Source organism: Pseudodesulfovibrio piezophilus C1TLV30 (assembly GCF_000341895.1).
In the GTDB taxonomy this organism is placed as follows: Bacteria; Desulfobacterota; Desulfovibrionia; order Desulfovibrionales; family Desulfovibrionaceae; genus Pseudodesulfovibrio; species Pseudodesulfovibrio piezophilus.
The window spans coordinates 3,282,372-3,306,761 of record NC_020409.1; the positions used below are offsets into that span (position 1 = coordinate 3,282,372).

Sequence of the window (24,390 nt, forward strand, 5' to 3'; positions counted from 1 at the left end):
AATTATTTCTTCCCGAGCAATGAGTTGAGGCGGATGGCTTCGGCAACGCTCCATGCCTGGGCAATGGTCCCCTTGGGCAGGTGCGGCGGATTTCCTGTGTAGATTTCGGGCACGGATGCAATGCCGAAATCATCAGGAAAGGAACGAAGGATAGGCTTGAAATACTTTTTCAAGAATGCCTTGGTTTCTTTTATATCTTCGGCTTGACGCAGAAGAGCTTCGCCAAAATGTCCTGCCAGCCAGGGCCAGACCATACCCTGATGGTACGCCGAATCACGCTGATTGGAGTCCCCTCGATAGAAGGGAGAGTAGTCATTGTTTCTAGGAGAAAGCGTCCGCAGACCGTAGGGGGTGAGCAGGTGCGTTTGAACGGTACTGACCACGGCGCGCATCTGTTCGAGATCAAGCATGCTGTATGGCAGGGACACTGCGAATATCTGGTTGGGGCGGATGGAGTTATCCTGTCCGTCTTGATTGATGACATCACTGAGGCAGGTGTCGGTATGATTCCAGAATCGATGGACGAAATTCGCGGCCAGAGTGTCTGCGGCCAGAAGTGCGCGGGATGCAAGCTCATCCTCTGCCGGAGTTAATTCCAGGTAAAACCGTAGAGCATTATACCATAAGGCATTGATTTCGACAGCAGCGCCGTGGCGGGGCGTAACCGGAGAACCGTAAGCCTGGGCATCCATCCATGTGAGCTGTGTATTGTGATTTCCCGCATGGAGAAGACCGTCCTCATCAAGCCCGCACAGAGGGACACGGCCATCAAGATGTGCCGAGATGATGCCCCGCAACGCAGGCATCAGATGCTTGACCACGAACTGTTTTTTCCCTTTGGTGGCAAGATACTCCTGAACAGCCCAGAAAAACCACAGAGAAGCATCGACGGAGTTGTAGGCCAGGTGCTCGGATGATTGGTCCAGGTAGTTGGGCAACAGTCCGTCACGCTCCAATTTGGCATAGGAGGCGAGTACCTCCTCGCCGAACTGTTGACGCCCGGCGTGAAAGGTCAGCCCCGGAAGTGCAATCATGGTATCGCGTCCCCACTCGCCGAACCAATGGTATCCGGCAACCACGGATGCAAAGCCGGAAGCATTGTGAATCAGGAACTGGTCTGAATGGTATTTCAGCCATTTGACATGGGTGCAGCGGTGCTTTGCCTTGGAGAACGCTATTTCCCGACGTTCGCTTTCCTTTTTTCGTATTCTTTCCAGATTGCCCAATGGTTCGGTGGAGGCCGCGAATATAACAGGTTTGCTTTTGTGGAGTTGCACTTCGAATGCTCCGGGACAAAAGAGGTCTTCCTGATAAGGGAATCCCCGTTCCCGCTCCGTCAGATATTCGATGTTCAAAACCCACTTGGGGCCGGGATGAAATTCCGAGGAGCGGTTGGTTCCCATGTAGAGGGGAGGCATCCCTTCATATGGCTGTACCTTGCGCCCGTTCTTTTCGGGGTAGGATTTGGGGTGCAGAAACATGTTCTCCCGTGCCAGGGAATGAATGTCGCGGTAGGCCAGCAGAGGCCGGATGCGAAGGGTCGGCCTGACTTTACCTTCAAGAAGTTCGTAGCAGAGCAACGTCGTATTTTTTCCATGTACCATCATCATGGATTTTTTGATGAGGGCATCACCTATGCGGTATGTAATGGATGGGGAAAGTCCCTGTTCGAATTCCTCCACAAACTGGTGCCCGGTGGGGTGGTAGACTCCGGGGAATTTGTTGGTTGAAAGAGCGAACTCTTTATCATGACTGATGAGCGAGGCTTCAACTTTTGACAAAAGGACAAACTTGCCACGTGGCTCTTTGAGAGAGGCCACGAGCAATCCGTGATATTTTCGAGTGTGGCAGTTGATGACCGTGCTTGAAGCATAGCCCCCGATGCCGTTGGTATCGAGCCATTCCTTCCGAGTCGCGGTCTCGGTATTGACGCACTCATCCCTGAGAATTCGTATCATATTCACCGCCAAAGGTAGAGAAAAGGTGATCAGAAAAGAACAAAAGAAGGCACGTATCTATGAATCCTGAAGGAAATACATAGGAAAAAGCCACCATATGCAAGTGAAATATCAAGCGTGCGTGTTATTTTTTTTCGCTCTTCCTTACGATTTATTTAAAATGCCGTAATATCTAATTTTATTTGTTAGTTTCCATGCTATTTGGTTGTGATGAAAGAGATGCTTCCTCTCATGCTGCGACGGTGTGTTTTCCCTCCCTTGTGTTTGTTCAGGCATGATCATGAGATCGCGTCACGTGCGGTGTCATGTGTCCTTGAAAGTGGACATTTCCTATTTGCTTGAAAAATGGGTCTGATTGATCACCTCTATCTCATGGCATGGGGATATCATGATTATGTATTGGTCATCATTGATCCCTCTTGCTAAGCAGGGGATGGTTTGTGCTTCATTGTGAGCTGCTTGTGGGGTGGAGTGTATGCAAGAGACCTTTTAGATGGTTGTATAAGACATTATATGGATGCATTACAGGTCTTCTTTGACAGTGTAGTGCATTCAAAGTGTTAAGTTTAACACAAAAAATTGGTGGTGCTGAACTGGGCGAATGATCCCATGATCCTGTTTTTTATTCTGTAATATGCAAGTCGCTATGGAACGGTTCAGCTTTGTGGTGTTCTTCTTGGCAGATGCAACGGCATGGGCGTCAGAACCTCCATACCTGTCCTTTTCAGGGAGCATTGACGGGGTGTGAATCTCTTTTGAAAGTGATCCGCCTGTTCTTTCCGGCATTTGTAGGCTTGGTGCAAAAGAGGAGCAGCTCCAATTTTGTGAATCTGCACCTTCAACGGTGTTTTCGAGCCGTGCAAAAGCGTTTACCTCTTCTCAACATTATAACATTTCCGGGGACGAATTTTCGGCCTGGGGGTCTGGAGTCATGTATGCAAACGCGAAGAACATTCATTAAGAACGGACTGGTTCTGATAGCCGGGTCATCGGGGTTGGTCTCCTATACAGCAAGTGCCTCCGGTGATGGGCCACACTATGGCATGATCATTCTCAAGGAACGATGTATGGGCTGCAACTCGTGCGCCAGTGCGTGCAAGTTGCAGAACGGGACGGCCCAGGGGCATTTTCTCACCCATATCGAGCAGGAAGAGGTTGGAGAGTTCCCTGATGCGAAAATGACCTTCACCCCGGATGGGTGCCGCCATTGTGCAGAGCCTTTTTGTCTTGACTCCTGCGAGGTCAATGCCATTCACAAGTTGGCCAATGGCATTGTCGTGACAGATTGGGGGACCTGTACGGGTGACGGAGCCTGTGTTGACGCATGTCCTTTCAATGCCCGGTTTGTTGATCCTGTGGAGCAGAAGGCGGATAGTTGTGATTTCTGCCTGAGCCTGCTTTCCAAAGGCTCTCTTCCGGCATGTGTCACCTCCTGTCCGGCCAGTGCCAGACTCTTCGGTGATATCAAAAATCCCGAGGGAGAGTTTGCCAAGGCTCTTCGGATAGCTCGACTTTCTTCGGATTTTACCACAACCAATATGAATTATCTTGATAAGCAGGATGGACGGATTCAGTCATGAAGAAAAAGAATACAAAGAGCGATCATATAAACAGGCGTTCGTTTCTGACGGATATAGTGGGCGGCGGTGTGGCTCATGCCGCTGGTGTTCCCACTTCGGGGCATGGGCAGGCCGGAGCCATGACGGATAACGATGTCACGGTCGTTCCATCGGTCTGCCTGGCCTGCAATGCCAGGTGTGGTGTCCTGGGGGCTGTACGCGAAGGCTCGATGGTGAACATCTCGGGCAACCCGTATCACCCGTACAATATGCAGTTCAATGAGTTGCCTTACGAAACTCCGGCCAAGGAATCCCTTGATGTCGAGTGTCCCCTGTGTAGCAAAGGATTGGACAGTATCAATCACACCTATAGCCCTTACCGCCTCGTCAAGCCTCTCAAGCGAAGCGGACCTCGCGGGTCAGGGCAGTTCGAACCCATCGAATGGGAAACACTGGTGGCAGAGATTGCCGATGGTGGGAGGCTTTTTGCTCATCTTGGTGAGGATCGTGACATTGAAGGGCTTGGGGCTCTTGACTCGGACGACCCCATCAATGCGAATGATCCTTCCCTTGGTCCGAAGCGCAATGCGTTGACTTTCATTACCGGTCGCCTGCAAAAAGGACGAGGGGATTTCATTGATCGCTTTGTCAAAAAAAGCATGGGGTCATTGAATCGCATTGGACATACAGATATTTGCGGGCTCGGTTTTCGGATGGGCAACTGGGCCATGACCGAGAAAAAGGGCGTGGAGTTGAAGGCTGATCCCAGGACTGCGGATTATATATTGGTGTTCGGAGCCAATATCTATGGAGCCCTGCAACCCGGCGTGAACACGTATGGTGCCATTGTGGCCAAGCGGCAGGCGGATGGGGAGTTGTCCTTTTCCGTGGCGGACCCGAGAGCAACCATGGCGTCGGCTCACGCTTCGGTATGGCTTCCGGTCAAGCCCGGACATGACGGCGCACTGGCCATGGGGATTGCCCGGTGGATCGTGGACAATGAACGGTACAACAAGGATTTTCTCACTGCACCGAATCTGAAGGTCGCACGCGACAGGGGGTTTGCGGCATACTCCAATGCCTGTCATCTTGTCATTACCCAGGCCGGTCATCCTCGAGAAGGGAAGTTTCTGCGGCTCAAGGATGTTGACCCCTCAAGAGGCGGCAAGACCGGGGAGGAGTTGATGGTCTTTCCGGCCAGTGGAACAGGCGAGGCTGTGCGGGCTGAACGAGCCTCTTCGGCTGCATTGTCGGGAACGGGTAAAGTGACGGATTATTTCGGTGTCACAACACAGGTTACGACGGCATTCTCGTTGTTCATGGCATCTCTTGATGAATATTCTTTGGGCGAATATGCTGATTTTGCCGGTGTCCCGGTGGAAAAGATCGTGAGTGTGGCCAAGGATTTCACTTCCCATGGGACTCGTGTGGGAGTGACTCAGTATCATGGCGCAGGAAATTACGTGGATGGTTCCTACGCAGCGTATGCCATTGCCATTTTGCCCTTGCTTGTGGGCAGTGTTGATATGCGTGGCGGATATATGAAAAGTGGTGGAGGGCTCGGTTCTCCCAGCAAAGGCCTTTACAATATCGCGCACTTTGAGGGTGAGCATAAGCCTTCGGGAGCGCGTATTTCCCGCGAAAAATCCCATTATGAAAAGACAACGGAATTCCGGGAAAAGAAAGCGGAGACAGGATCGGGCTATCCTTCAAAACGTCCATGGTTTCCGTTTTCCAAGGGCGGGCTTTCCTGCGAAGCTCTCAGTGGAATCGATCAGCAATATCCTTATCAGTGCAAGGTGCTTTTCACCTACCTGTTCAACGGAGTGTATTCCATCCCAGGTGGATATCGTTTCAAGGAAACGCTGAAGGATACGGAGAAGCTCCCGCTTTTCGTGTCCATTGATACGGCTGTCAACGAGACGAATATTTATGCCGATTATATCGTGCCTGACCTGTGTTATCCCGAGGGGCACTACGGGTGGCAGAACCCCCACGCGCCGAGCAGTCGATTTACGGGATTACGGATTCCGATCATTGAACCTCTTGTCGGCGCGACTGATGACGGCCGGCCTTTCTGTACCGAAACACTGCTCATTGATCTTGCTGAACGGCTCGGTCTTCCCGGCTTTGGCAAGCATGCCATTCCCGGTGCCGATGGCCGGAAATATCCTTTGAAGAAGGGAGAGGATTTCTATCTCCGGGCGTATGCGAATATAGTCCACAACGCAAAAGTACCCATGGCTTCGGCTGAGGATATCGAGCGCGTGAATAGCGGTTTTCCCGTTGCCCGACACAAGGATGTGCTCACCGCTGATCAATGGAATCAACTTTGTTACGCTCTGGTTCGCGGTGGTGTCTTCCAGCCATACGAGCAATCCTTTGACAAGGAATGCTTCAAGCATGGTTACGGGCGCTATGCCTTATACAATGAGGACCTTGCTGCCACGGTGAATACCATGACCGGAAAACGATTTTCGGGAATACCGGCATTTGTCCGGCCTTCTTTTTCCGATGGTCGTCTCATGGATAATATTGATACAGCCTATCCGTATACGGTGATCACCTACAAGATGAGTGAACACACCCAGTCTCGCTCCCTGTGGAACAGCTTTGGCATGCAGCTCGCTCCGACAAACTATGTGGAGATGAATGCTGACGATGCGAAGCAGGCCGGATTGGAAGAAGGAGAGACCGTGCGGCTTATCTCTCCGAGTAATACGGATGGTATCACCGGAGAGATTCATGTCACCAAGTTGATTCGTCCTGGATGCGTGGGTGTTTCCTTTCATTTCGGACATACCCAGTTTGGTGGGTCTGCATTGGCCATAACCGGGGCAGAGACTGCATTTCTTGGCGGCAGTCAGGTTGCATCGGATACCGGGCTTTATGCGAATCCGGCTTTTTTACGTGGGCTTAACTTTAATGATGTTGGTCGTTTGGATGAGAACCTGGCCAATACACCCATGGTGGACAGCCTTGGTGGATTCCCTGATTTCAGCAGCACCAAAGTCAGGATAGTGAAAGAAAACGCCAAGGCGTAAGCCGAATGTTCCGTAGTTCGATTTAAGTGGATTCCAGTTTTTGAAAAAGCGAAGCAGAGGCCCGGTCAACTTTATGTCGGGTCTCTGCTTCATGTCTTGTCATGATGGCAGGATGCTTTTTTATAGAGCTTTTCCCGCGTACAGACGGGCGAGAATTCGTCGTGCGGCTTCAACTATTTCCCCCCCGTTTTCAAAGGGGGCGGTCCCGTCAATATCTGCTTGGCGTACAGTGTCGTCCATTGGCATGATGCCCAGCAACTCACTTTCAGGAATTCTGTCGGTGAGGAAGGTCGCTTCCTGCTCATTTCTGACTTTGCTGCCCACGGTAAAGATGTTTTTCAAACCGATGTCCGATCCCAATCGTCTGATCTGGTTTGCGGTTTGCAAGCTTCGTGTGCCGGGTTCCACCACTATGATCAAGGCATCGACTGATTCGGCTGTGCCACGACCGAGATGTTCCACTCCGGCTTCCATATCCATGACAACACTCTCGTTTTTCTGAAAGAGAACATGTTTCATCAGTGTCTTGACCAGGGCGTGTTCCGGGCAGATGCACCCTCCTCCCCCCTGTTCGATGGTACCGAGCAGCAGCAGGCGAACGCCAGCATGGTCCACGGCAAAAGTCTCCGGGATGTCGGCAACTCTGGGGTTGAGGGAGAAGAAGCCACCGCTGCCTTCGGCCCCGGTTCGTTCCTCTGCCAGTTCCTTCATATGAGAGATGGGCGTCACGGTTTGCAGGGCTTCTTCCGGGACTCCGAGAGCGGAGCCAAGATTGGCGTCCGGGTCCGCATCAATGGCCAGAACAGGAGAACCTGTTTCAGCCAGAAGCCGGGCAAGGAGTCCTGCCAGAGTTGTCTTGCCAACACCGCCTTTTCCTGTAATTGCGATCTTCATCATCAGTCTCCAAAATGGAGCGCACTCCGGGATGGGGTGCGCTCCTGTTCGTTAGACAGAGAGGCCGAGGCCTTTGCGTCGTTCAAGAATGGCGTCATAAAGGGTTTCAGCCGCTTTGACAGGATCGGTTTCAGGGATGAAGTACCCGCCGAAAATATCCTTGGCTGTTTTTGTCAGGACTTCAACAACGCCGGGAGCTCCCGTGATCTGGGGCATGATACCGACATGGGTGGGGAAGCCCAAAGCCACGGCCCAACTTCCAATGGCGACGGCTTTTTCAGACATCAGTTCCGGTGCGGAGGCTACAACAGGAAGCTCACTCAGGTCTTTGTCCAGTGCCTTGGCAAGTGCCGAGGCAAGCATGACTGCGCGGGAGTTGTCCACGCATGATCCCATATGCATGACAGGAGGCAGTGGTCCCTCCAGACCGGCAGCAGTACCGACGGCAGTCAGAACTCCCTTGAGAGATTCTCCGGCGAACTCTTCCGTGGCTTCCTGAGTCATCATGCCGTGCTTGGCAAAGGCTCCGGCTCCACAGCCCGTGGCGAGCACGAGTACGTTGCGAGCCAGCAGTTCCTTGACCACCGTCATGTATGCATGATCCTGTTTGATCTTGACGTTGTTGCATCCGGCAAAGAGGGCAACACCCTTGATATCGCCACTGACAATGGCGTCAATGAGTGGTTTGAGGGGGTCTTCGGCATTCACCAGAGACAGGGCCTCGACAATCGCCTCGGTGCTGAAACCGACGATGGCGGTTTCCTTCTGCTGAGGAATGTTGACCCTGTGTGGATCTCGTTTGCGATAGGCATCGATGCATATGCGAACGATTTCCCGAGCACGATCCAGAGCATCTTTCTCACTGAATTCAACATGGCGTGCGCCGGTAATTTTGTTGTCCGGCATAGTCGTGATGACTTCGGTGTGAAAACAGCTTCCGAAAGTGGCGATCGAGGGCATGATGCACTGGACATCCACGACCATACCATCAATGGCACCAGTCAGAATGGCCATGTCCTGCGAGAGGTAATTGGTTGCCAGCGGAACGCCGCGCCGCATCATCACTTCGTTACCCGTACAGCAGATACCAACAACATTGATACCTGCGGAAGCTCCGGCGGCGATGGCTTCATCATTGAGCAGCATGGCCATGTCGCAGATAACTTCACTGAGCAGGGGGTTGTGACCGTGCAGGGCGATGTTGACGGCGTCTTCCTTGAGCACGCCGAGGTTGGCCTTGGTAATGACCGGCTTTGGGGTGCCGAACATGGAGTCGGAGAGTTCTGTCGCCAACACCATGCCGGTGTAGTCGGCCATGGCGGCCCGGATTCCGGCCAGAAGCAGGTTGACGTGATCACTATCGCAGCCGACATGGGTCCGTGCCATGACATTGGCCACTGCCGCGTCTATGTTATGGGGAAGAACTCCGGCTTTTCTCAACCGTTCGATTGTCACGGGCGGTAAGCTTTTGGAAAGCCATGTGCATTCCTTGTGATGGTCTTGATTCATGAAGTCGTTGAGCGAAATATCCGCGACTTCGACAGCCAACTCCAGAGTGGTTTTTCCTTCGGCTTCAATGCCGAGCCTCTCGGCGACGCCCTTGAGCTTGGCTTCATCCTTGATGGCATAGGCGTCGAGTCCCTTCTCTCCAAGGTGTTTCATGGCGAGAGCGATGTGCCTTCCGTGTTCGGAGTGAGCAGCCGCTCCTGCCGCCTGCATTCGAATGAGATTCCTGGCGACGATGACCTCTGCCGTGGCACCACAGATGCCGCGATCAGGTCCATTGCCGAAAGGATCGATTCGACAGGGTCCTTTCCAACAGATACGACAGCAAACGCCCAGTTCGCCGAAGCCACATTGGGGGAGCATCTTTTCATATCGGTCCCAGGGGGTGTCAATGCCGTTTTGTTCGGCTATGGGGGCGAGGATTGCCATGGATTTATCGATGGAATTGCTGTGGCTCATACTCTTATCCTTCGTACATTGAATGGTTATGGGCGATTTCACGAGCTCGTGAGAGCATCAGGCGTTTGCGGTACTCAGTGAGTTTGATCACCTTCAGGGCGTGTGTCGGGCAGGCTTCAACACAACCGCAGACCGGTTCCTTGCCGGGGTGGTTCCGGTGTTCGCAGAGGTTGCATTTCTTGGCCGTCCCCTGGTTGGTCACCCCTTCCGGGGCAGGATATCCTTCGCGGGAGACCTCAATGGCTCCAAACGGGCAGGCCATGACACAAATCTTGCAACCGACGCACTGTTTTTCATTGATGCGTACGATTCCGTCTTTCTGGAAAATGGCCCCTGTCGGGCAGGCGTGCGCACAGGGAGCATCTTCACACTGGCGACACTGCATCGGGACGTTAATGGAATCGACCTGGATCACACGGATGCGTGAGATCAGTTCGTACCCCTTTGCTCTGGCCTCGATCAAAGAGCAGTCGCTATGCGCTTGCGCACAGGCCAGTTCGCACTGCCTGCATCCGACACATTTAGTTGTGTCGGCGTAGATAATCGAGTTTTCATCTGACTTAGGCACTATCTTACCCCCTGTCCTTTTGGGTTTTTCTGGCTATCACGACACTTGCCTCGTGTGCGGGCGACGGAGGGGCGGGTGTTCCGGGGAATGGAAAGTTCGTCCACTTGTATGCATGCGCCTGCATTGATCTGGTCAAGCGAGGAGTGTCTCCGGTCCATCTCATTCGGCCTCGAAATTTTTGACATACAACTCGCGTCCGGTTGCGAGATTGAGGTGTTCACTGCCACAGTGGCGGCATGAGGAGGGGAGTATTTTTGTTGTTTCGATGGTGTCGCACCGAGTACACTTGAAAGAGATCGGGATGCGTTCGATAGCCAATTCCGCACCTTGGGCGAACCCTGTTTGCGAGGCAATCTCGAAACATCCCTGGAGGGTCTGTTCTTCTACACAGGCGAGTTCGCCCCGGCATAGAGTGATTCGGCTCACCGTATTCAGGCCGAGCTTTTTCATTTCTTCTTCCACGATGGTCAATGCGCCAAGCACAATGGTCGCTTCATGCATGATCCTTCTCCTCATTCACTGCGTCCCGAGAGTCCCGAGTGTTTTCCGAATAAGGCCCGATTTTCTGGGAAGGGTCTGTCCGGTTTTTGACAAAAGCGGAATTTAGGGCGGAAAGGACGACGCCTTCCCATGTCACTGGAAAGGCATCGCAGCATGAGAGTGATTCACACTTGAGGAAGATTCGATATGGTTTGTTGTCGTCTCGGAAAAGTCTGCTATCGCTCTGTACAGGATATGCACGGGTCTATGCTGTTGACGATGAGCGGTATGTCCGAGATCTTGCATTCTTTCATCATGACGTGAAGGGCCTCCCAATTCATGTAGGTAGGGACTCGCCATTTGAGTCGTTGAGGCCGATCGGAGCCGTCTGATTTCAGATAATAGATAAGTTCGCCGCGCGGCGCTTCGGATCGGGCCACGGATTGGCCTTCGGGGATGTCCGGCAGGCGGGTCGGAACAATGGGACCACCGGGCATCATGTCAAGCGATTGCTCGATAAGGGAGATCGCGTCCATTGCCTCACGGAGGCGGACAAGGGCTCGACTCTGCACATCTCCGCGTGTCTCTGTCTGGACAGAGAAGGAAAGCTGATCATAAGCGGAATAGGGGGCCTTGTCCCGAATGTCATAGGCCACGCCCGATCCTCTGGCTACAGGCCCGACAACAGCCATGCGAACGGCTTCGTGCTTGGGAAGAACCCCGACGCCCTGGGTGCGTGCTTTGACCAGCGGGTCTTTTTCATAAAGCGCATATATTTCATCGAGCGGTTTTTTGAGCTTTTCCAGTTGTCTGCGCAGTAAACGTTCGGTTTCGGTATCAAGGTCGTATTTGACTCCGCCTATGCAATTGGCGGCAAGGTCCATCCGGTTGCCATACACCTCTTCCTTGGCATCCTGTGCCAGTTCCCGAATTTCCATGACATGCATGAAGAGGGATTCAAAACCTATGATGTGGGCCATGATTCCGACATTGAACAAATTGGAGGCCACACGTTTTATCTCGTCTGCCACAACCCGCAGAAAGGCGGCCCGTGGGGGAATGATAATTCCGGCAAGGTTTTCAATGGCCATGCAATAGGTGCAGGGATGGCTGTTTGAGCAGAGTGAGCAGAGTCGTTCTGTCAGGGTGATATTCTGAAAATAGTTGCGCTGCATGGCCAGTGATTCCATACCGCGATGCACATGGCCGGCCGTGATGTCGAGTCCCTTGACGGTTTCACCGTCAATTTCCACCTGGAAGTACATTGGTTCTTCAAGGGCCACATGCAGCGGTCCTACGGGGAGTGTATATGTTGTCATTATTTGGACTCCTTGGCCCAGTCGGGCATGGATGTCTGGGAGAAAATGGTTTCCCATAATCTTTTGGTCGAGGCTCCGTTCATCATGGATGAGAGGGGAACGAGACGATTGAGAACGCCCTGCTCAAGAGAAGGGTCGAGGAAAAGCCTTTTGGGTGCGGTTCTGCCGGAGAGTTCCAGGTCGTACAATTCTGCAAATTCCCGCTCATGCCAGTCGGCATTGGGGAAATACGCAATGAGTGAGGGAACCGTTCGTTCTGGAGAATTGAGGGCCAGAGTCAAGGTCAGAACAGTGCCGTCGATATCGAAATTATAGACAATTTCCATATCGGAGTTTGTGGCAAACTTTTCCTTGTTGTACACAGTTATAGTGCATAAGCGGGCGCCTACTCCAGCCAGGCTCTCGGCAGCCACGAGGAGGGACTCCGACTGCGAAAGGTTTCCCCAGGCAAAGGTATTGCCAGTGGAATCGTGAGTAGAGTCGAGCTTGATCTCTGAGAGAAGTTCATCGAGCTGGGTTAGGGCGGCGGATGTCAACAGGTTCATATTATCTCCTGTCCATGAAGGCCAGTCTGGTGGATTGGGCCTGATGGCGAGCTGATATTTTACGACGACATGTGGGGCAAGTCTGCATGATTGAGGCTGCATCAACTGAGCCTATGGCATGAGTATGCAGTTTTTTACCAAGGGTTGGCAGCATACGTTCTCCACATTCGAGACAGGTAGGGTATTCGACGAATCGGGTTTCGCAGCAGGTGTATTTCTCTTCCTGAGCATGGGCGAGATGCCAGTCCTGTGTCATACGTATGGCTTTGGTCGGACAGTAGTGTTCGCAGAGACCGCAGAAGGTACAGGTGTTGTGCCAAAGACGAAATTCCACGCCGTTTCCTGACGTGGATTCAGTGAGGTCAATGGCTCCTCCAGCACAGACATGGCGGCATATCCCGCATGTCAGGCAGAGATTCGGATCGAGTTCTGCCCGACCCCTGAACCGGGTCGGGGTATGAGCCTCGCCCAGGGGAAACGGTTCCGTGGATGGGCCCTTGAGCAGGTTGGATACCAGGATTTTAAGAAATGGAAACATTACTTCACCTCTTCGATTCGGGTCTTCCAGATTTCACACGCCTTGATGATACCTTCGATGATGGCTTGCGGTCTTGGGGGACAGCCCGGAACATTGACGTCGATGGGTATGAACATATCCATGGGGCCTTCTATGGAATAGCTATCCCGAAAGACTCCGCCGGAAATGGGGCAGATGCCGACAGCCACAGTGATTTTGGGATGGGGGATTTCATCATAGACACGCAGAACCCGTTCCTTGACGCGAGTGGTCAATGGGCCCGTTATCAGGACGATGTCCGCATGGCGCGGGCTGCCACAGTATTTGCAACCCAGGCGTTCAACATCATAGCGCGGAATAAGGGCTGTGGTTGCCAATTCCACATCGCAGCCGTTACATGACCCGGCATTGATTCGATAGAGCCATGGGGAACGGGGGGCAAGACGGTTCAGGAATTTTTTCATGATATATCCTCGCTCAGCGGAGTATGTACGCCAGTCCAAGGCTCAGATAGGCCAATGAAGACGGGTATTTGAGGAAAAAAGTGAATGCCTGATCAATGCGGAGTCGTCCTGTTGACGCCCTGAAAAGAGAGACTGAAACAAGCATCAGGACAAGACATTTGACCAGGTGGAGCAGAATATTGGTCACAATGCCGCCGGGAATGACTGTGGGCAGAAAGAGCGTCACTCCCAGACTGAGAACAACAAAGAGTTTCAGGGCGGTCATCAGATTGAACAGGGCGAGCAGCGGGCCGGAGTATTCGAGAACCGGTCCTTCGATGACTTCCTCTTCGGCTTCTGGAATATCGAACAGGCCGCTTCCCATGGTGCCCGCGATAAAAGCCAGATAAGCCAGAAAAGCGGGGATCATGACAGGGTCGAGAATGAACGGTCCGTGTGCAAGTTGATAAGTGATGATCCCATTCAGGGAGAATTGCCATCCGGCTCTGAGAGACAAGGCCAGAAGTGTTGCCAGCAGGGGGATTTCATAGGCGAACATGATGATCATTTCGCGCGAGAACCCAAGGGCCCCGAAAGGGGAGCTGGATGCTGACCCGCCCAGCATGAAGGCAATGGCAGGCAGTCCCAAAAGGTAGAGCAGCACGAAGATATCTCCTGCGCCGGAGATGCCGTTCCAGACTCCGCTGACCGGAATCAGCGCAGCGCAAACGAGGCTGCCGGCCAGGCCGATTGCGGGAGCAAGGCGGAAGGCCCGTTCATTGCCCGACTCCGGGATCAGTATTTCCTTGGTGCTCAGTTTAATGATATCGTAGAACGGTTGCATGATTGGTGGTCCTACGCGGCGTTGGGCACGAGCCACCACCACTCTGTCGATACCTTTGAACAGAAGTCCGGCCATGAGCGCGAAGAGACCGCCCGGGAAGATGAGCATGGCGACGGTTGCCTGTGTGTATCCTTCCAGCATTATATATTCTCCTTGATGAAGGGCGCTCGAATCAGTCCTTGAAGACGTGTGACGAATTGCAGGGGCGCTTCGTAGACATTCGGGGCTGTGACATTGGTCGAGGCTGTCGGGAGATCGGCAATACCGCACAGGTGGATGGGCGTTTGCCGAACCTTGCCGGACATGGCGCTCAGAATGAGTCGTATCAGTGCGGCGGCAATGAGCAGCATGAATGCTATGAGAGGGGCATTCCATGCGCCGGGCCCATCAGTGATTCCACCGAGAACAACTGTTACCGGGGGGATTCCCAAAGAAGCCTCGATGAGGGCTATGGGTTTGAGGACCAGTCCGGGGAAGACGCCCATGACAAGGCTGAGAACTGACAAGATCACCATCGGTATTCGCATGGCAGGGCTGACCTCCGTGACATTTTCATTGTGCGGTGCAAGTTGCCCGAAGAATGCGGCATGGAGGAATTTGGCGAAATACGCCAGTGTCAGCACACTTCCTGAAAGAGCGAGAAGTACCAGTACGATCTGGTTTTCCTGCAAGAGTGCATGGTAGAGAATCCATTTGGAGGTAAAACCGCTGAATGGGGGAATCCCTGCTGCGGATAAAGTGGCTATGCCGAAAGCCATGGTCGTCAACGGCATGCGCTTTCCAATGCCGCCTAGTTCTTCCAGAGAGTGGGCATGGGTACGATACATGAGTGCCCCGGCGCATAAGAAAGCGAGGTTCTTGAAGACCATATGGTTGACAAGATGCATCATGCCGCCAGCGACTCCCAGTGAGGTACCGAGGCAGATTCCAAGGAGTATATATGCCATCTGGCTTACTGTGGAGTATATCAGTACTCCCTTGATGCCCGATTGGGTGACGGCTTTGAATGCGGCATAGAAGAGAGTTACGGCGGCAATCCATGTCCCACAGTGCATCAGTCCGGTCATGGCCGAGGTCGATCGGATGTCAGCCCCCAGCACGAAACACAGAATCAGAATGCCAAGAGGAGCGCTTTTGAGCAGAACTGCCGAGATATAGCCGCTGATAGGGGTGGGAGCCGTGGCCGGGTGCATCTGCCAGTCTATGCGAAGCGGCAGCATTGCCGCCTTCATGAAAAGTCCTGCGCCGATGAAGATCATTGGGGCCAACCAAGCCCGTGTTTCAAGAGTGGGAAGTAAGCCGGCTATGGTCTGCATATCATAGGTCCCGGCAAGGTTGCCGAGGAGGAGTATGCCGATGAATATCATGGATGCACCGGCCAGGTTGAAGAGAAAGTATTTTGTTCCTTCTTTGAGTGCCTCGGAGCTTTCTTCATGGATGATCGCGAAGAAAAGAGGCCAACTGCTCATGATTTCCCAGAAAGCGAAAAAGTTGAACAGACTCGTGGAGAGAGACAGCCCCGTCAGTCCGCTGACCATGAGCAGGCAGGTTGTGTAAAAACGCCATTGGGTATGGCTATGATCCATGTATCCGGCGGAGTAGATGAAACTGAGGGTTGCCGAAAATGTCACCAGGAGCGCAAATCCTAGAGCATAGGGGGCTGGAGCCGGAGACATGATCAGCAAGACTCCTCCTGCCAGGGCCGAAGAGAGAGCTGCCACCAGTGCTTGAAGTTTGTTGTTGTTGAGTACAAAGGTCGCCGCAGCTCCGGCAAGGGGAATGAGCGTTGCTATGGGCCAATGCAGTGAGAGGTCGGGGAGAGCCGGATGATTTGTGACTCCCCATGCGGCGTTAGCTGCGAGGATGACCTTGTCCAACCAGAGATTCGGCTCAATGCCGAAGAGGACACATGCGGCGGCAAGAAGCATCATGCCGAGTCGCATGGAGAGAGGAACCTCTAGAACAGTATCTTTTTCACAGGGTTGGAAAAAGAGGACTTTGAGCAGTCGTGAATAATAGACAGCCCCAATCAGGCTTCCCAGAAGAAGCAGTCCGGCCACGGGATAAAATCCAGCCTGAATGGCGGCGTGGAGCATGAGAAATTTGCTGACGAATCCGTTAAAAGGCGGCAGGCCCATGATGGCAAGAGTTCCGATGACGAAACAGACGCCAGTGACAGGCATTTTTCTGCCCAAGCCGGAAAGTTTTTCAATCTGCTGGCTTCCGGCGCGGAGGATAAAAGCTCCGGCAGCGAGGAAGAGCAGGTTCTTCATGATGGCGTGGTTGACGACGTGACCGAGGGCGCCGGTCGTGGTTATCCATGTGTTGATGCCGAGGATGATGGCTATCTCACCCACTTGGGCCAAGGTGGAGTATGCGAGCATCCGTTTGATGTCAGTCTGGCGCAGTGCCATGATTTCACCAAGCAGGAGTGTACACCCCCCGGCAGCCATAATCGTATTGGGTAACAGGGAGGACAAGGCTGGGGTCCAGAAGGGAATGGCCCCGGCTGCGAACAGTGGAAGGAATTTGATGAGGCCGAAAAGTCCGGCCTTGGTCAGGATTCCCGACATAGGTGCGGAAATGGAAGATGGAGCCACGGGGTGTGCGTCCGGGAGCCATGAGTGCATGGGGAAAAGTCCAGCTTTGACGCCGAGACCGATGAAAAAGAGCATGGCAATGATTGCCAGTGTCGCTGGCGGCATGTGTGCTGTTGCCGAGCCAAGAGCCGCGATGTCAAAAGTGTGAGAAGAGGAGTGCCAGAGCAGGATGCCGTAATGCATGATGCTGGCCCCGGAAGCGCACATAATAAAGTATTTGTATCCGGCCTTGAGCGCCCCCTGTGTTTGTTTGTGAATAACCAGCAGGTAGGACGTCCATGTCATAAGTTCCCAGAACAGGTAGAACGTCCCCATGTCTGTGGCGGTGGTGACTCCGATGAGCGAACCAAACATCAGGAACAGGAAAAAAAAATAGCGGTTGGTATGGGTTGTTTCCTTGATGTAGCCAATGGAATAGAGGACCACGACACTGCAAAGAGTGGCGAAAAGCAGGGCTGTCAGATTGGAGAGCGCATCCAGTCCCTGCATTTGCCAGGTGACTATGACGGTAGCGAGGGCGAGGAGCAAAGCTGCCGCATTACGAAGTTTGGCAGAGGTTCGCCCCACACAGTAGACAGCAAATGCGCTGATATATGGAACCAGGACGGCCAGGGGCCAGGGACGTTCGAAATTGGGGAGATGCTCATGCGCGTTCTGGGGCGTCAACGCCATGGCCATCTGCTCACATGCGTGGATCAGTGGTTCAGGGAAAATGGTCAATGCCGCTGTCAGGGTCGCCAGGCCGAAGCAAAGGATGCCGGAAACCGACATACTCTCGGTAACAGAGACCGTGTCTTTGTCTCCCTTTTCAAAACAGATCGCCTGGATTGCGCGCAGTATGTAGATGGCGGCGATGATGGTCCCGATGGTGGCACTGGCAGCGATGATGTACCGCCCGCTGTCGATAGCCGCGTACATGACCACAAATTTGCTGATTGCTCCCTTGAATGGGGAAAGTCCCATAAAGGAAAACATGGCAAACCCGAAGAGTGTCGCAGTGTAGGGCATTGCGCGATGAATGCCGCGAAGATCTTTTATCTCCCATGATCCGGCGCAGGAGGCGAGTCGGTAGGCTGCGAGGAAGGCCAGGCTGCGGATGACAACTTGGTAGACGAGGTGAAGAACGGCGCCTGTGGCGGCCAAGGGAGAGCCGATCCCGAAACCGATAAGCAGGTATCCACATTCGGCACATGTAGAAAGAACGAGAAGCCGTTTGAGATTACCTGATGACCTGAGTGCCAGTACTTCACCGAAGAGAAGCAGGATGGCTCCGCATAAAGGAGTGACCTGGAAAACGAACTGCATATCTGAAACCTCCTACCCCCCTTATAAAGGGATGTCGGGAGAGGTTTCTGTCCATTCTTTGACAAAACCGAAATTGAGATCACAAAGGGAGTTGGGTGGCCTTGTAGAGTCTGTCCATATCGGGAATGAAGAATGTGCCCCGGCCCTGTTTTTCCAGGAGACCGGATTTGTACATGTCGTTGAGCAGGGTGGAAACCATCTGTCGGGATGCTCCGACGATTTGTGCGATCTGTTCCACGGTCATGGTGGTATTCAGGAGTGTGCCGCCATCTTGTGCCCTGCCGGAGGTGAGAGCTTCTTCATAGAGGAACAATGTCAGTCTGAGTTCAGTATCGCGAAAGGCGAATCCGTCAATGATCGAGAAAGAACTCGACAAAAGCTCTCCGAGCACCTTGACCATGGTCATGGTGAATTCACTGTGTCTGACAGCAATCTCGCGAAACATTTTAACAGGACAGACGAACATGACTCCGTCTTCAAGAGCTTCGCATGTGGCTCGGGTGTGGGTACTGTAGATATCGCCGGGGCTGAGGATAGTCAGCATGAATTCGCGTGAAGGGGATGTCAGGAAAACCCTGGCTCTGCCCTCTTTCACTATGAAGACATGGTTGATGTCATCATCCGGGGTGCTCAGGAGTTCTCCCTTGCGAAATTTTCGGGTGTTGAACGCCTTCAGGATATCTTCATGTCCCGGAGCTTCCAGGACTTCAATCAGGTCAAGACTGGTCAACTTCATTTTGGATTGCACGGAAGCCTCTTCTTTCGAATAGTGAGCGATGCCCGGTCGTAGGGATAACTGTCTTATGAACAACTAACCATGGTTCAGGCGAAGCGGATGGTTACTGAACAGACTGGGTGGGAACTGTCCATGGTAGACACTTTAGCTTCTTTTGCAGACCTTGTGAAGTCCCCCTCTCCATATAAGTTGATTATGGTCAAGAATAAAATTATTGATTACAAAACTTTATCGTCTTGAAATGGAGAGAAGTTGCGCTCGCTTCCACATCGGGCATGTGAGCCACAGGCGGTCAAACGTCTTTTCAAAGAGTGTTTCAAACCGCTTTGCGAAAATGACGGCATGAGAAACAGGGAGAATCCACTACTCAATGACAGTGGGCGTCTTGCTGACTCCAGCGAATGACGGCTCCTCATTTTCAGTCTCTGGATTAAGGCTTGCTATGAGTTCATTCAATTCCATCGCAACCCTGGAGAGCTCGGTACATGCCTGGGCGGATTGTGTCATGGCTTCACTCGTGTTTTGGGAAATCTGATGCATGTCTTCCGTGGCTTGCGTGATCTGCTCCGAGGTGGAGGATTGCTCCTTGGCTGCCATGGCTATTTCCTGAACCTGTTCCGAGGAATTCTGTGAAAGCGTGACTATTTCAGCCAGTGATTGTCCAGCTGTCTCCGCCAGTGAGGAACACGTTTCAACAACGGTAGCCGCTTTATCTGTTTCAGCTATATTTTGTTGGGTTACGGCTTGAATTGCCTTGATGGCGTTGCCGACTTCCGTCGTGGCGACCATGGTCTTTTCAGCCAGTTTGCGGACTTCATCGGCGACGACCGCAAAACCTCGACCGGCATCACCCGCCCGAGCCGCTTCAATGGCAGCATTCAGGGCAAGCAGGTTTGTCTGGTCCGCGATGTCCGTGATGACAGTGATGATTCGACCTATTCCCTCGGCTTGGAGTCCGAGGTCGCTCATGTTTGTCTTGAGGCCCGAGGCAAGGAGACGCACTTCGTTGACGGACGAAACAACCTTGTCAACGATGCTGTGCCCTTCATGGGCCTGACTCCTCGCCAATTCGGCGTTGTGGGCAGCCTGGCTTGCATTTCGGGCGACTTCCAGGACCGTGATATTCATCTCTTCCATGGCTGTCGCAGTCTCGGTTGCCCGTGCATTTTGTTCATCGGCTCCCTGTCGTGACTCCTCCACTCGTACGGAAAGTTGGCCCGATGCCGAGGCCATTCGTTGGGAAAGACGTCTGGCCTCGCCTGCCACATGAAGCATGGTGCGTTGGGATTCAAGGATTTCGGTTTCATCGACAACGACTTCAAGGGCCCCGGCTATTTCTCCTTTATCGCCTTGCAGGGGAATGGCATATCCCTTGATATCCTTGGTGCCTGTTTGCAGATTAGCACGCATGGCACTGCTTTCACTCTGGACTTCATGCATCGCTTTGGAGCAGATACAGTTGGTCGTTCGGCAGATGTCGGTATTGAAAACTTCGTGGCATTTGTGACCGACCAACACGGTGTCGGTTCCGGCATATTGGCTGGTTGTGCGATTGGCATAGAGGAGATTGTACTGGGTATCGATAGTGAAAATGGGGAATGGGAATGTATCGAAAGTGGCAGTGAATGTCTCTGCCAGGGTATTCATACTACGAATCAGTTGGGCATAAGCTCCTTCATATTTCGACTCGTCGCCTCGAGCTGTCAGATTTCCCTTGCGAACCTTGGCGGAAATGGCTTCGCAATCCGAGATGAGGTCAGAAAGCCGGGCCGGGATCTGGCTCACGGATTGTCGGATACACCCAAGTTCATCTTGTGAATGTGATTCCATGTCTCGTGTCAGGTTACCTTTGGCGACGTCTTCCGCAAAGAGGCAGATTCGGTTTAACGGCTTGAAAACGGCAAAGGGAAGAACTCCGAGGACAGAGAGAATGGGAATGAGTACAGAGAACAGGAAGATGCCGAGCACAAGCATGGTTGCGCCGTCGAGAATACTGTTTTGGAGAGAAATGTCCTGTGCCAGGGCGATGACCCCTATGGGATGCCCTTGATAGTCGCTCACCGGAAGATACGCTAGGGCGTAATCGCCTGAAACAGTGACAAATCGCTCTTTGACCCCCCGGCGCAAATTTCCCAGTGTAATGGCGTTGCTCACTGTCAAATTTTCTTTACCAGCCACACGAACAAAAGCGTTTTCAATGACGGGGTATTGTTTCGGGTTCTGCAATTTTGTTGTGGTTGAGAGAAGCGATGCGTCCATATAGAGCGAAAAGAATTGGTTTTCGTCCTTTTGCAACGATTTGAAGACATCCTCATAGCTTTTCAAGACTTCAACGGACCCGAGCTGGTGCCCGGTGGCGTCAATAACCGGTGCCAAACCACGAATGGCGAAACCTCCTCGGCCAGGCTCTATTCCGCGCCGAGGTTTACCATCTCTGTTCACGTCAATGACCGTCTGTCTGAAACTGGAGATATCGTCTGAGATATCAACCCACTTTCCGTTTCGCTTGGCTTGTTTGTCACGCCACATGCGGACCAGGCTTCTTCCGTTGGGGAGATGGAAATGCAGGCGAAGTTTTTCGCCGAGGGTCTTGTCGTATCCCGAGAGAACCGGGGCGAGAGTGTGCCTTAGATTGTCACGAGCCTGTTGCACTGTCAGGTCGCTTTCTGCGTTAATATTTCCTTCATGGGCCAGCTTGAATGCTTGGATAACCGAGGGCATTCGGCTGAATAAGGCGGCTTCTTCCAGCGCCCTGACAGAGGCTTCTTCGGTATTCAATTCCACTGTCTGGGCCACTCCGCCGACCAGCATCTGGGCAAAGGAAGCGCGCAGATCCCCGAATTGACCGGTGAGAAGAAAATAGCCGATCCCGCCCACAAGAAGGACCATGGGGAGAATAGGCAGCAGAATTTTATATTTGATACTCATAAGTGATCTCCTCCAGTCGCCATTTGGATTTGAAGCAACTCCTTGGGAGTCACTTGTCCATTCGCGTCAGCGTCGTCTGGAATAGTCAGAAATCGGCGACAAGTTTGTCCGTATGTTCAGATATTCAGACCTGATATACTGTTGATAAGTCTTCTGTACAGAACATGGAGGATTGTTCCAAAAGGAACAAATAAAATGAGGAAATGGTCGGATTTTCTACAATTCTCTCTCAAAAATTGTGAAAAAAAACACAACCCAACTTACTGATATAGTGTAGTTCTTATTACTACATGTATAAAAAATCAATGAAAAAAGGGTGTTCGAGTTGAGTTGTGGAAAAGGTGTTCTTAATGAGAGAGATTTCTCTTTGCAGGAATCGTTTTCGGCGTGATCCGGCTGGCAACAGGGAAACAAGAGACAGTGCTGTTTCGGTGAAAGCTCAGGAGATGTCATGCACCATAAAACCGCGAGGAAGAAAAATTCCACGCGGTTTTATGAACGAATCAGGCCAGAGGATTATTGTGTTTCAATTGTCCCGGAACCGAGGCGTGTGCCGAGTTCGAAGGCGCGGCGACAGTCTTTGCCGAAAACAGCCTCACGATACTGCGCTTTTTCATCTTTATCAAATCCGGTCTCGTATTTGTCATAATCATCATACTGGGTCGTGTTCATGGCAAGGACGAGTTCAGATGCGCCAAATTGGCGTTCCAGATTTGAGCGGGTGCGTTCAAACATGCTTTCATAGCCCATCTGTTCGATCATCGATTCAGGAATGTTCATGGTGTAAATAAGGCCAGTGGGAATGCGGCGTGGAAAATGAGAATCGGCATAGTTTTGATAATTCAGGTAGGGGAATTGTAACCGTTCCAAAAATGTCCGGGTACACGCTGTTTCAGAGCCAAAATAAACTGGTGTGCCGACAACCAGAGCATCTGCATCACGGATTTTTTCAAGCACTGGTGCCAGTTCGTCTTTGAGAACACACACTCCGGTCTGTTTTCTGTCATGCCTTTTGCAAGCGAAACAACTGGCACAGCCCTTGAAATCCAACGGGTAGAGATGAATCAATTCGACTTCTGCTCCAACGCTTTTGGCCCCTTCGAGGGTGTGCTCCAGCATGGTAACCGTATTCCATTTTTTCTTTCGTGGACTTCCATTAAAGGCGAGAACTTTCATGGTATCTCCTTGTGTTGTGCGACGTGCTTGTCGCTGTGTGGATTGTAAACATCGAAAACCTTCGAAGTAATAACTCAAAAAAATTATCCGTGAAGAATATGGCGAAGTTTGCGGGCCGCTTCTTGATTGACCCAAAACAGGACATCCTTGCCATCTCGCTTCATGTGGACAAGGCCTGCTTCACGCAGTTCCTTGAAATGGTGTGAGACCGTGGAAGGAGCCAGCCCGAGCCGCTCTGCAAAGCCGCACTGGCAATTCTGAAATTCTTCCGGCAACCGTTTGGTAATGGGCTCATGCACGCAGGCTGCGAGTTCACTGTATATACGGAGACGGTGGGGATTGGAGAGCGCCTTGAACATGCGTGCCATTCTGTCCAGGTCTGCGTCCGTTTTGGAGGAAACGGTTTGGTCCTCTGTTTTCTTCGACATGTTCTGGACACTATGTCGCTCTCCAGTGGCTGTCAACGGAGGAAGGTCCGTCGGGGCGGATAGACCATGCTTCCCATTCTTTGTCCAAGAATGTTTTGCGTGGAAGGCTGATAAATGAAAACCCCACTTTGGTGGAGTGGGGTTTGATTCGCGACCTACACTTCTCCTGCGGTGGAGATGTGCGCTGAAGCAGAGGGGACGCGTTGTTATTTTTGTCCTTCCAACAGTTCGGGTTTGACATATTCAGTGATATCATTGCCGAAGTGGACATAGACGTCGTCAACGCCATCGACAGGAATCCAGTAACCATCCATGAACATGTTCGAATAGCTGGAGAACGCGAGTTGGCGGACACCTTCATTCTTTTTCAGGGAAACATTGGCCTTGCATCCAGGGCAGACTTTCTGGTTTTCGCACAGGGAGTGACATTTGATCCCAGCATTGATCCCCAAGCCTTGAGCCGCCTTATTGGTTGCCAGGATATCCCTGTCCTTGTGGACGAGGAAGACCGGTGACGGATACAGATTCCACATCAATTTGAAACTTTCCAGGATTTCGGGTTGAACGTGTGCCATTATAAACTCCTTGTTCTGTTATTTATGATCCATGAGCCAGCAGCATCTCGATGAGAAAAGAGAATGCCGTGCAATTGAAACCGTAGACAGCCATGTAGGCCGTTGTTTTGCCTCGTACGCCTGTCAGCGAGCGGAAAATGAAAATCAATAGGTAGAAAAGCCATATTGCAGAAGGGAGTATCAGCCTGATCGAAGTCAGGTTTACACTGCCGTACATGGCTTTTTGTGCCAAAACGCCAAGAGGGATCCCTAGTGAGAGAAAAGCGAATCCGATTGACAGTGAGAGAAAGAGCATCTGTTCAAGTTCGTTGAGACTGAAGGGAAAAGAACTGCTCAGTTTTATGCGCTTGGATTTGATCGCCCGTTCTTTGCCAATGTAAACACAGGCGATCATGAAGGCGCACATGAAGAGAATATAGCCAAGTGAGCAGGCCGTGATATGAATAATCAGTAGATTTGACATCCCTCTTTCCTTCTCTCTTAATCCTCTTGGGGGGCCACAGGGC

19 protein-coding genes are annotated in these 24,390 nt (G+C 52.2%); 2 read left to right on the forward strand and 17 right to left on the reverse strand.

Annotated features, from left to right (window positions below):
* Positions 1 to 2: 2 nt before the first annotated feature.
* A complete protein-coding gene (locus BN4_RS15160; RefSeq protein ID WP_015416290.1) occupies positions 3 to 1,958 on the reverse strand; it encodes an amylo-alpha-1,6-glucosidase in 1,956 nt (651 codons plus the stop codon).
* 935 nt (positions 1,959 to 2,893) lie between these two features.
* On the opposite strand from BN4_RS15160, the gene BN4_RS17355 reads away from it, so the two are divergent.
* On the forward strand, positions 2,894 to 3,538 hold the full coding sequence (locus tag BN4_RS17355; protein WP_015416291.1) for a 4Fe-4S dicluster domain-containing protein: 645 nt from the start codon (positions 2,894 to 2,896) through the stop codon (positions 3,536 to 3,538).
* Positions 3,535 to 6,561 carry a molybdopterin-dependent oxidoreductase gene (locus BN4_RS15170; protein ID WP_015416292.1) on the forward strand — a complete coding sequence of 1,009 codons (3,027 nt, stop codon included), beginning with the start codon at positions 3,535 to 3,537 and terminating at the stop codon, positions 6,559 to 6,561. Before BN4_RS17355 ends, BN4_RS15170 begins: the two co-directional genes overlap by 4 nt.
* Before the next feature lie 120 nt (positions 6,562 to 6,681).
* Here BN4_RS15170 and BN4_RS15175 read toward each other — a convergent pair whose 3' ends face one another.
* The 16 genes from BN4_RS15175 to ccsA form a co-directional block, all read right to left on the reverse strand.
* The gene (locus tag BN4_RS15175; RefSeq protein WP_197536717.1) at positions 6,682 to 7,458 is read right to left on the reverse strand and encodes an ATP-binding protein; all 777 of its coding nucleotides are present in this window, start codon (positions 7,456 to 7,458) and stop codon (positions 6,682 to 6,684) included.
* Positions 7,459 to 7,506: 48 nt separating this feature from the next.
* The gene (cooS, locus tag BN4_RS15180; RefSeq protein ID WP_015416294.1) at positions 7,507 to 9,420 is read right to left on the reverse strand and encodes an anaerobic carbon-monoxide dehydrogenase catalytic subunit; all 1,914 of its coding nucleotides are present in this window, start codon (positions 9,418 to 9,420) and stop codon (positions 7,507 to 7,509) included.
* A gap of 4 nt (positions 9,421 to 9,424) precedes the next feature.
* Positions 9,425 to 9,988, reverse strand: a complete 564-nt coding sequence (locus BN4_RS15185) for a 4Fe-4S dicluster domain-containing protein (RefSeq protein WP_015416295.1) — start codon at positions 9,986 to 9,988, stop codon at positions 9,425 to 9,427.
* Positions 9,989 to 10,147: 159 nt separating this feature from the next.
* A complete protein-coding gene (locus BN4_RS15190; RefSeq protein WP_015416296.1) occupies positions 10,148 to 10,489 on the reverse strand; it encodes a hydrogenase maturation nickel metallochaperone HypA/HybF in 342 nt (113 codons plus the stop codon).
* Positions 10,490 to 10,704: 215 nt separating this feature from the next.
* Positions 10,705 to 11,787, reverse strand: a complete 1,083-nt coding sequence (locus BN4_RS15195; protein WP_015416298.1) for a hydrogenase large subunit — start codon at positions 11,785 to 11,787, stop codon at positions 10,705 to 10,707.
* Complete coding sequence (locus tag BN4_RS15200; RefSeq protein WP_015416299.1) at positions 11,787 to 12,332, reverse strand: NADH-quinone oxidoreductase subunit C; 546 nt, start codon at positions 12,330 to 12,332, stop codon at positions 11,787 to 11,789. Before BN4_RS15200 ends, BN4_RS15195 begins: the two co-directional genes overlap by 1 nt.
* 1 nt (position 12,333) lies before the next feature.
* Positions 12,334 to 12,870 carry a 4Fe-4S dicluster domain-containing protein gene (locus tag BN4_RS15205; RefSeq protein WP_015416300.1) on the reverse strand — a complete coding sequence of 179 codons (537 nt, stop codon included), beginning with the start codon at positions 12,868 to 12,870 and terminating at the stop codon, positions 12,334 to 12,336.
* Entirely contained in the window at positions 12,870 to 13,313 is a 444-nt protein-coding gene (locus tag BN4_RS15210; RefSeq protein WP_015416301.1) for an NADH-quinone oxidoreductase subunit B family protein, read from the reverse strand. Before BN4_RS15210 ends, BN4_RS15205 begins: the two co-directional genes overlap by 1 nt.
* A gap of 13 nt (positions 13,314 to 13,326) precedes the next feature.
* Entirely contained in the window at positions 13,327 to 14,277 is a 951-nt protein-coding gene (locus BN4_RS15215; protein ID WP_015416302.1) for a respiratory chain complex I subunit 1 family protein, read from the reverse strand.
* Positions 14,277 to 18,041: a proton-conducting transporter transmembrane domain-containing protein gene (locus tag BN4_RS15220; protein WP_015416303.1), complete on the reverse strand. Its 3,765-nt coding sequence runs from the start codon at positions 18,039 to 18,041 to the stop codon at positions 14,277 to 14,279. Before BN4_RS15220 ends, BN4_RS15215 begins: the two co-directional genes overlap by 1 nt.
* A gap of 79 nt (positions 18,042 to 18,120) precedes the next feature.
* Positions 18,121 to 18,789, reverse strand: a complete 669-nt coding sequence (locus BN4_RS15225; RefSeq protein ID WP_015416304.1) for a Crp/Fnr family transcriptional regulator — start codon at positions 18,787 to 18,789, stop codon at positions 18,121 to 18,123.
* Positions 18,790 to 19,140: 351 nt separating this feature from the next.
* The gene (locus BN4_RS15230) at positions 19,141 to 21,705 is read right to left on the reverse strand and encodes a methyl-accepting chemotaxis protein (protein WP_015416306.1); all 2,565 of its coding nucleotides are present in this window, start codon (positions 21,703 to 21,705) and stop codon (positions 19,141 to 19,143) included.
* A 516-nt stretch (positions 21,706 to 22,221) separates the two neighbouring features.
* On the reverse strand, positions 22,222 to 22,881 hold the full coding sequence (locus BN4_RS15235) for a flavodoxin family protein (RefSeq protein WP_015416307.1): 660 nt from the start codon (positions 22,879 to 22,881) through the stop codon (positions 22,222 to 22,224).
* Between the two features lie 83 nt (positions 22,882 to 22,964).
* On the reverse strand, positions 22,965 to 23,309 hold the full coding sequence (locus tag BN4_RS15240) for an ArsR/SmtB family transcription factor (RefSeq protein WP_015416308.1): 345 nt from the start codon (positions 23,307 to 23,309) through the stop codon (positions 22,965 to 22,967).
* Positions 23,310 to 23,515: 206 nt separating this feature from the next.
* Complete coding sequence (locus BN4_RS15245) at positions 23,516 to 23,884, reverse strand: hypothetical protein (protein WP_015416309.1); 369 nt, start codon at positions 23,882 to 23,884, stop codon at positions 23,516 to 23,518.
* 22 nt (positions 23,885 to 23,906) lie between these two features.
* Positions 23,907 to 24,347 (reverse strand): cytochrome c biogenesis protein CcsA, encoded by a 441-nt coding sequence (ccsA, locus tag BN4_RS15250; protein ID WP_015416310.1) that lies wholly within the window; start codon positions 24,345 to 24,347, stop codon positions 23,907 to 23,909.
* Positions 24,348 to 24,390: the final 43 nt, after the last annotated feature.

What these genes read in the sequence shown, in the direction of transcription:
- ccsA (WP_015416310.1), bottom strand. Translation starts at nt 24,347, where the DNA reads ATGTCAAATCTACTGATTATTCATATCACGGCCTGCTCACTTGGCTAT.
- BN4_RS15205 (WP_015416300.1), bottom strand. Translation starts at nt 12,870, where the DNA reads ATGTTTCCATTTCTTAAAATCCTGGTATCCAACCTGCTCAAGGGCCCA.
- BN4_RS15240 (WP_015416308.1), bottom strand. Translation starts at nt 23,309, where the DNA reads ATGTCGAAGAAAACAGAGGACCAAACCGTTTCCTCCAAAACGGACGCA.
- BN4_RS15210 (WP_015416301.1), bottom strand. Translation starts at nt 13,313, where the DNA reads ATGAAAAAATTCCTGAACCGTCTTGCCCCCCGTTCCCCATGGCTCTAT.
- BN4_RS15190 (WP_015416296.1), bottom strand. Translation starts at nt 10,489, where the DNA reads ATGCATGAAGCGACCATTGTGCTTGGCGCATTGACCATCGTGGAAGAA.
- BN4_RS15230 (WP_015416306.1), bottom strand. Translation starts at nt 21,705, where the DNA reads ATGAGTATCAAATATAAAATTCTGCTGCCTATTCTCCCCATGGTCCTT.
- BN4_RS15160 (WP_015416290.1), bottom strand. Translation starts at nt 1,958, where the DNA reads ATGATACGAATTCTCAGGGATGAGTGCGTCAATACCGAGACCGCGACT.
- BN4_RS15200 (WP_015416299.1), bottom strand. Translation starts at nt 12,332, where the DNA reads ATGAACCTGTTGACATCCGCCGCCCTAACCCAGCTCGATGAACTTCTC.
- BN4_RS17355 (WP_015416291.1), top strand. Translation starts at nt 2,894, where the DNA reads ATGCAAACGCGAAGAACATTCATTAAGAACGGACTGGTTCTGATAGCC.
- BN4_RS15215 (WP_015416302.1), bottom strand. Translation starts at nt 14,277, where the DNA reads ATGCTGGAAGGATACACACAGGCAACCGTCGCCATGCTCATCTTCCCG.
- BN4_RS15220 (WP_015416303.1), bottom strand. Translation starts at nt 18,041, where the DNA reads ATGCAGTTCGTTTTCCAGGTCACTCCTTTATGCGGAGCCATCCTGCTT.
- BN4_RS15175 (WP_197536717.1), bottom strand. Translation starts at nt 7,458, where the DNA reads ATGATGAAGATCGCAATTACAGGAAAAGGCGGTGTTGGCAAGACAACT.
- BN4_RS15245 (WP_015416309.1), bottom strand. Translation starts at nt 23,884, where the DNA reads ATGGCACACGTTCAACCCGAAATCCTGGAAAGTTTCAAATTGATGTGG.
- BN4_RS15195 (WP_015416298.1), bottom strand. Translation starts at nt 11,787, where the DNA reads ATGACAACATATACACTCCCCGTAGGACCGCTGCATGTGGCCCTTGAA.
- BN4_RS15170 (WP_015416292.1), top strand. Translation starts at nt 3,535, where the DNA reads ATGAAGAAAAAGAATACAAAGAGCGATCATATAAACAGGCGTTCGTTT.
- BN4_RS15235 (WP_015416307.1), bottom strand. Translation starts at nt 22,881, where the DNA reads ATGAAAGTTCTCGCCTTTAATGGAAGTCCACGAAAGAAAAAATGGAAT.
- cooS (WP_015416294.1), bottom strand. Translation starts at nt 9,420, where the DNA reads ATGAGCCACAGCAATTCCATCGATAAATCCATGGCAATCCTCGCCCCC.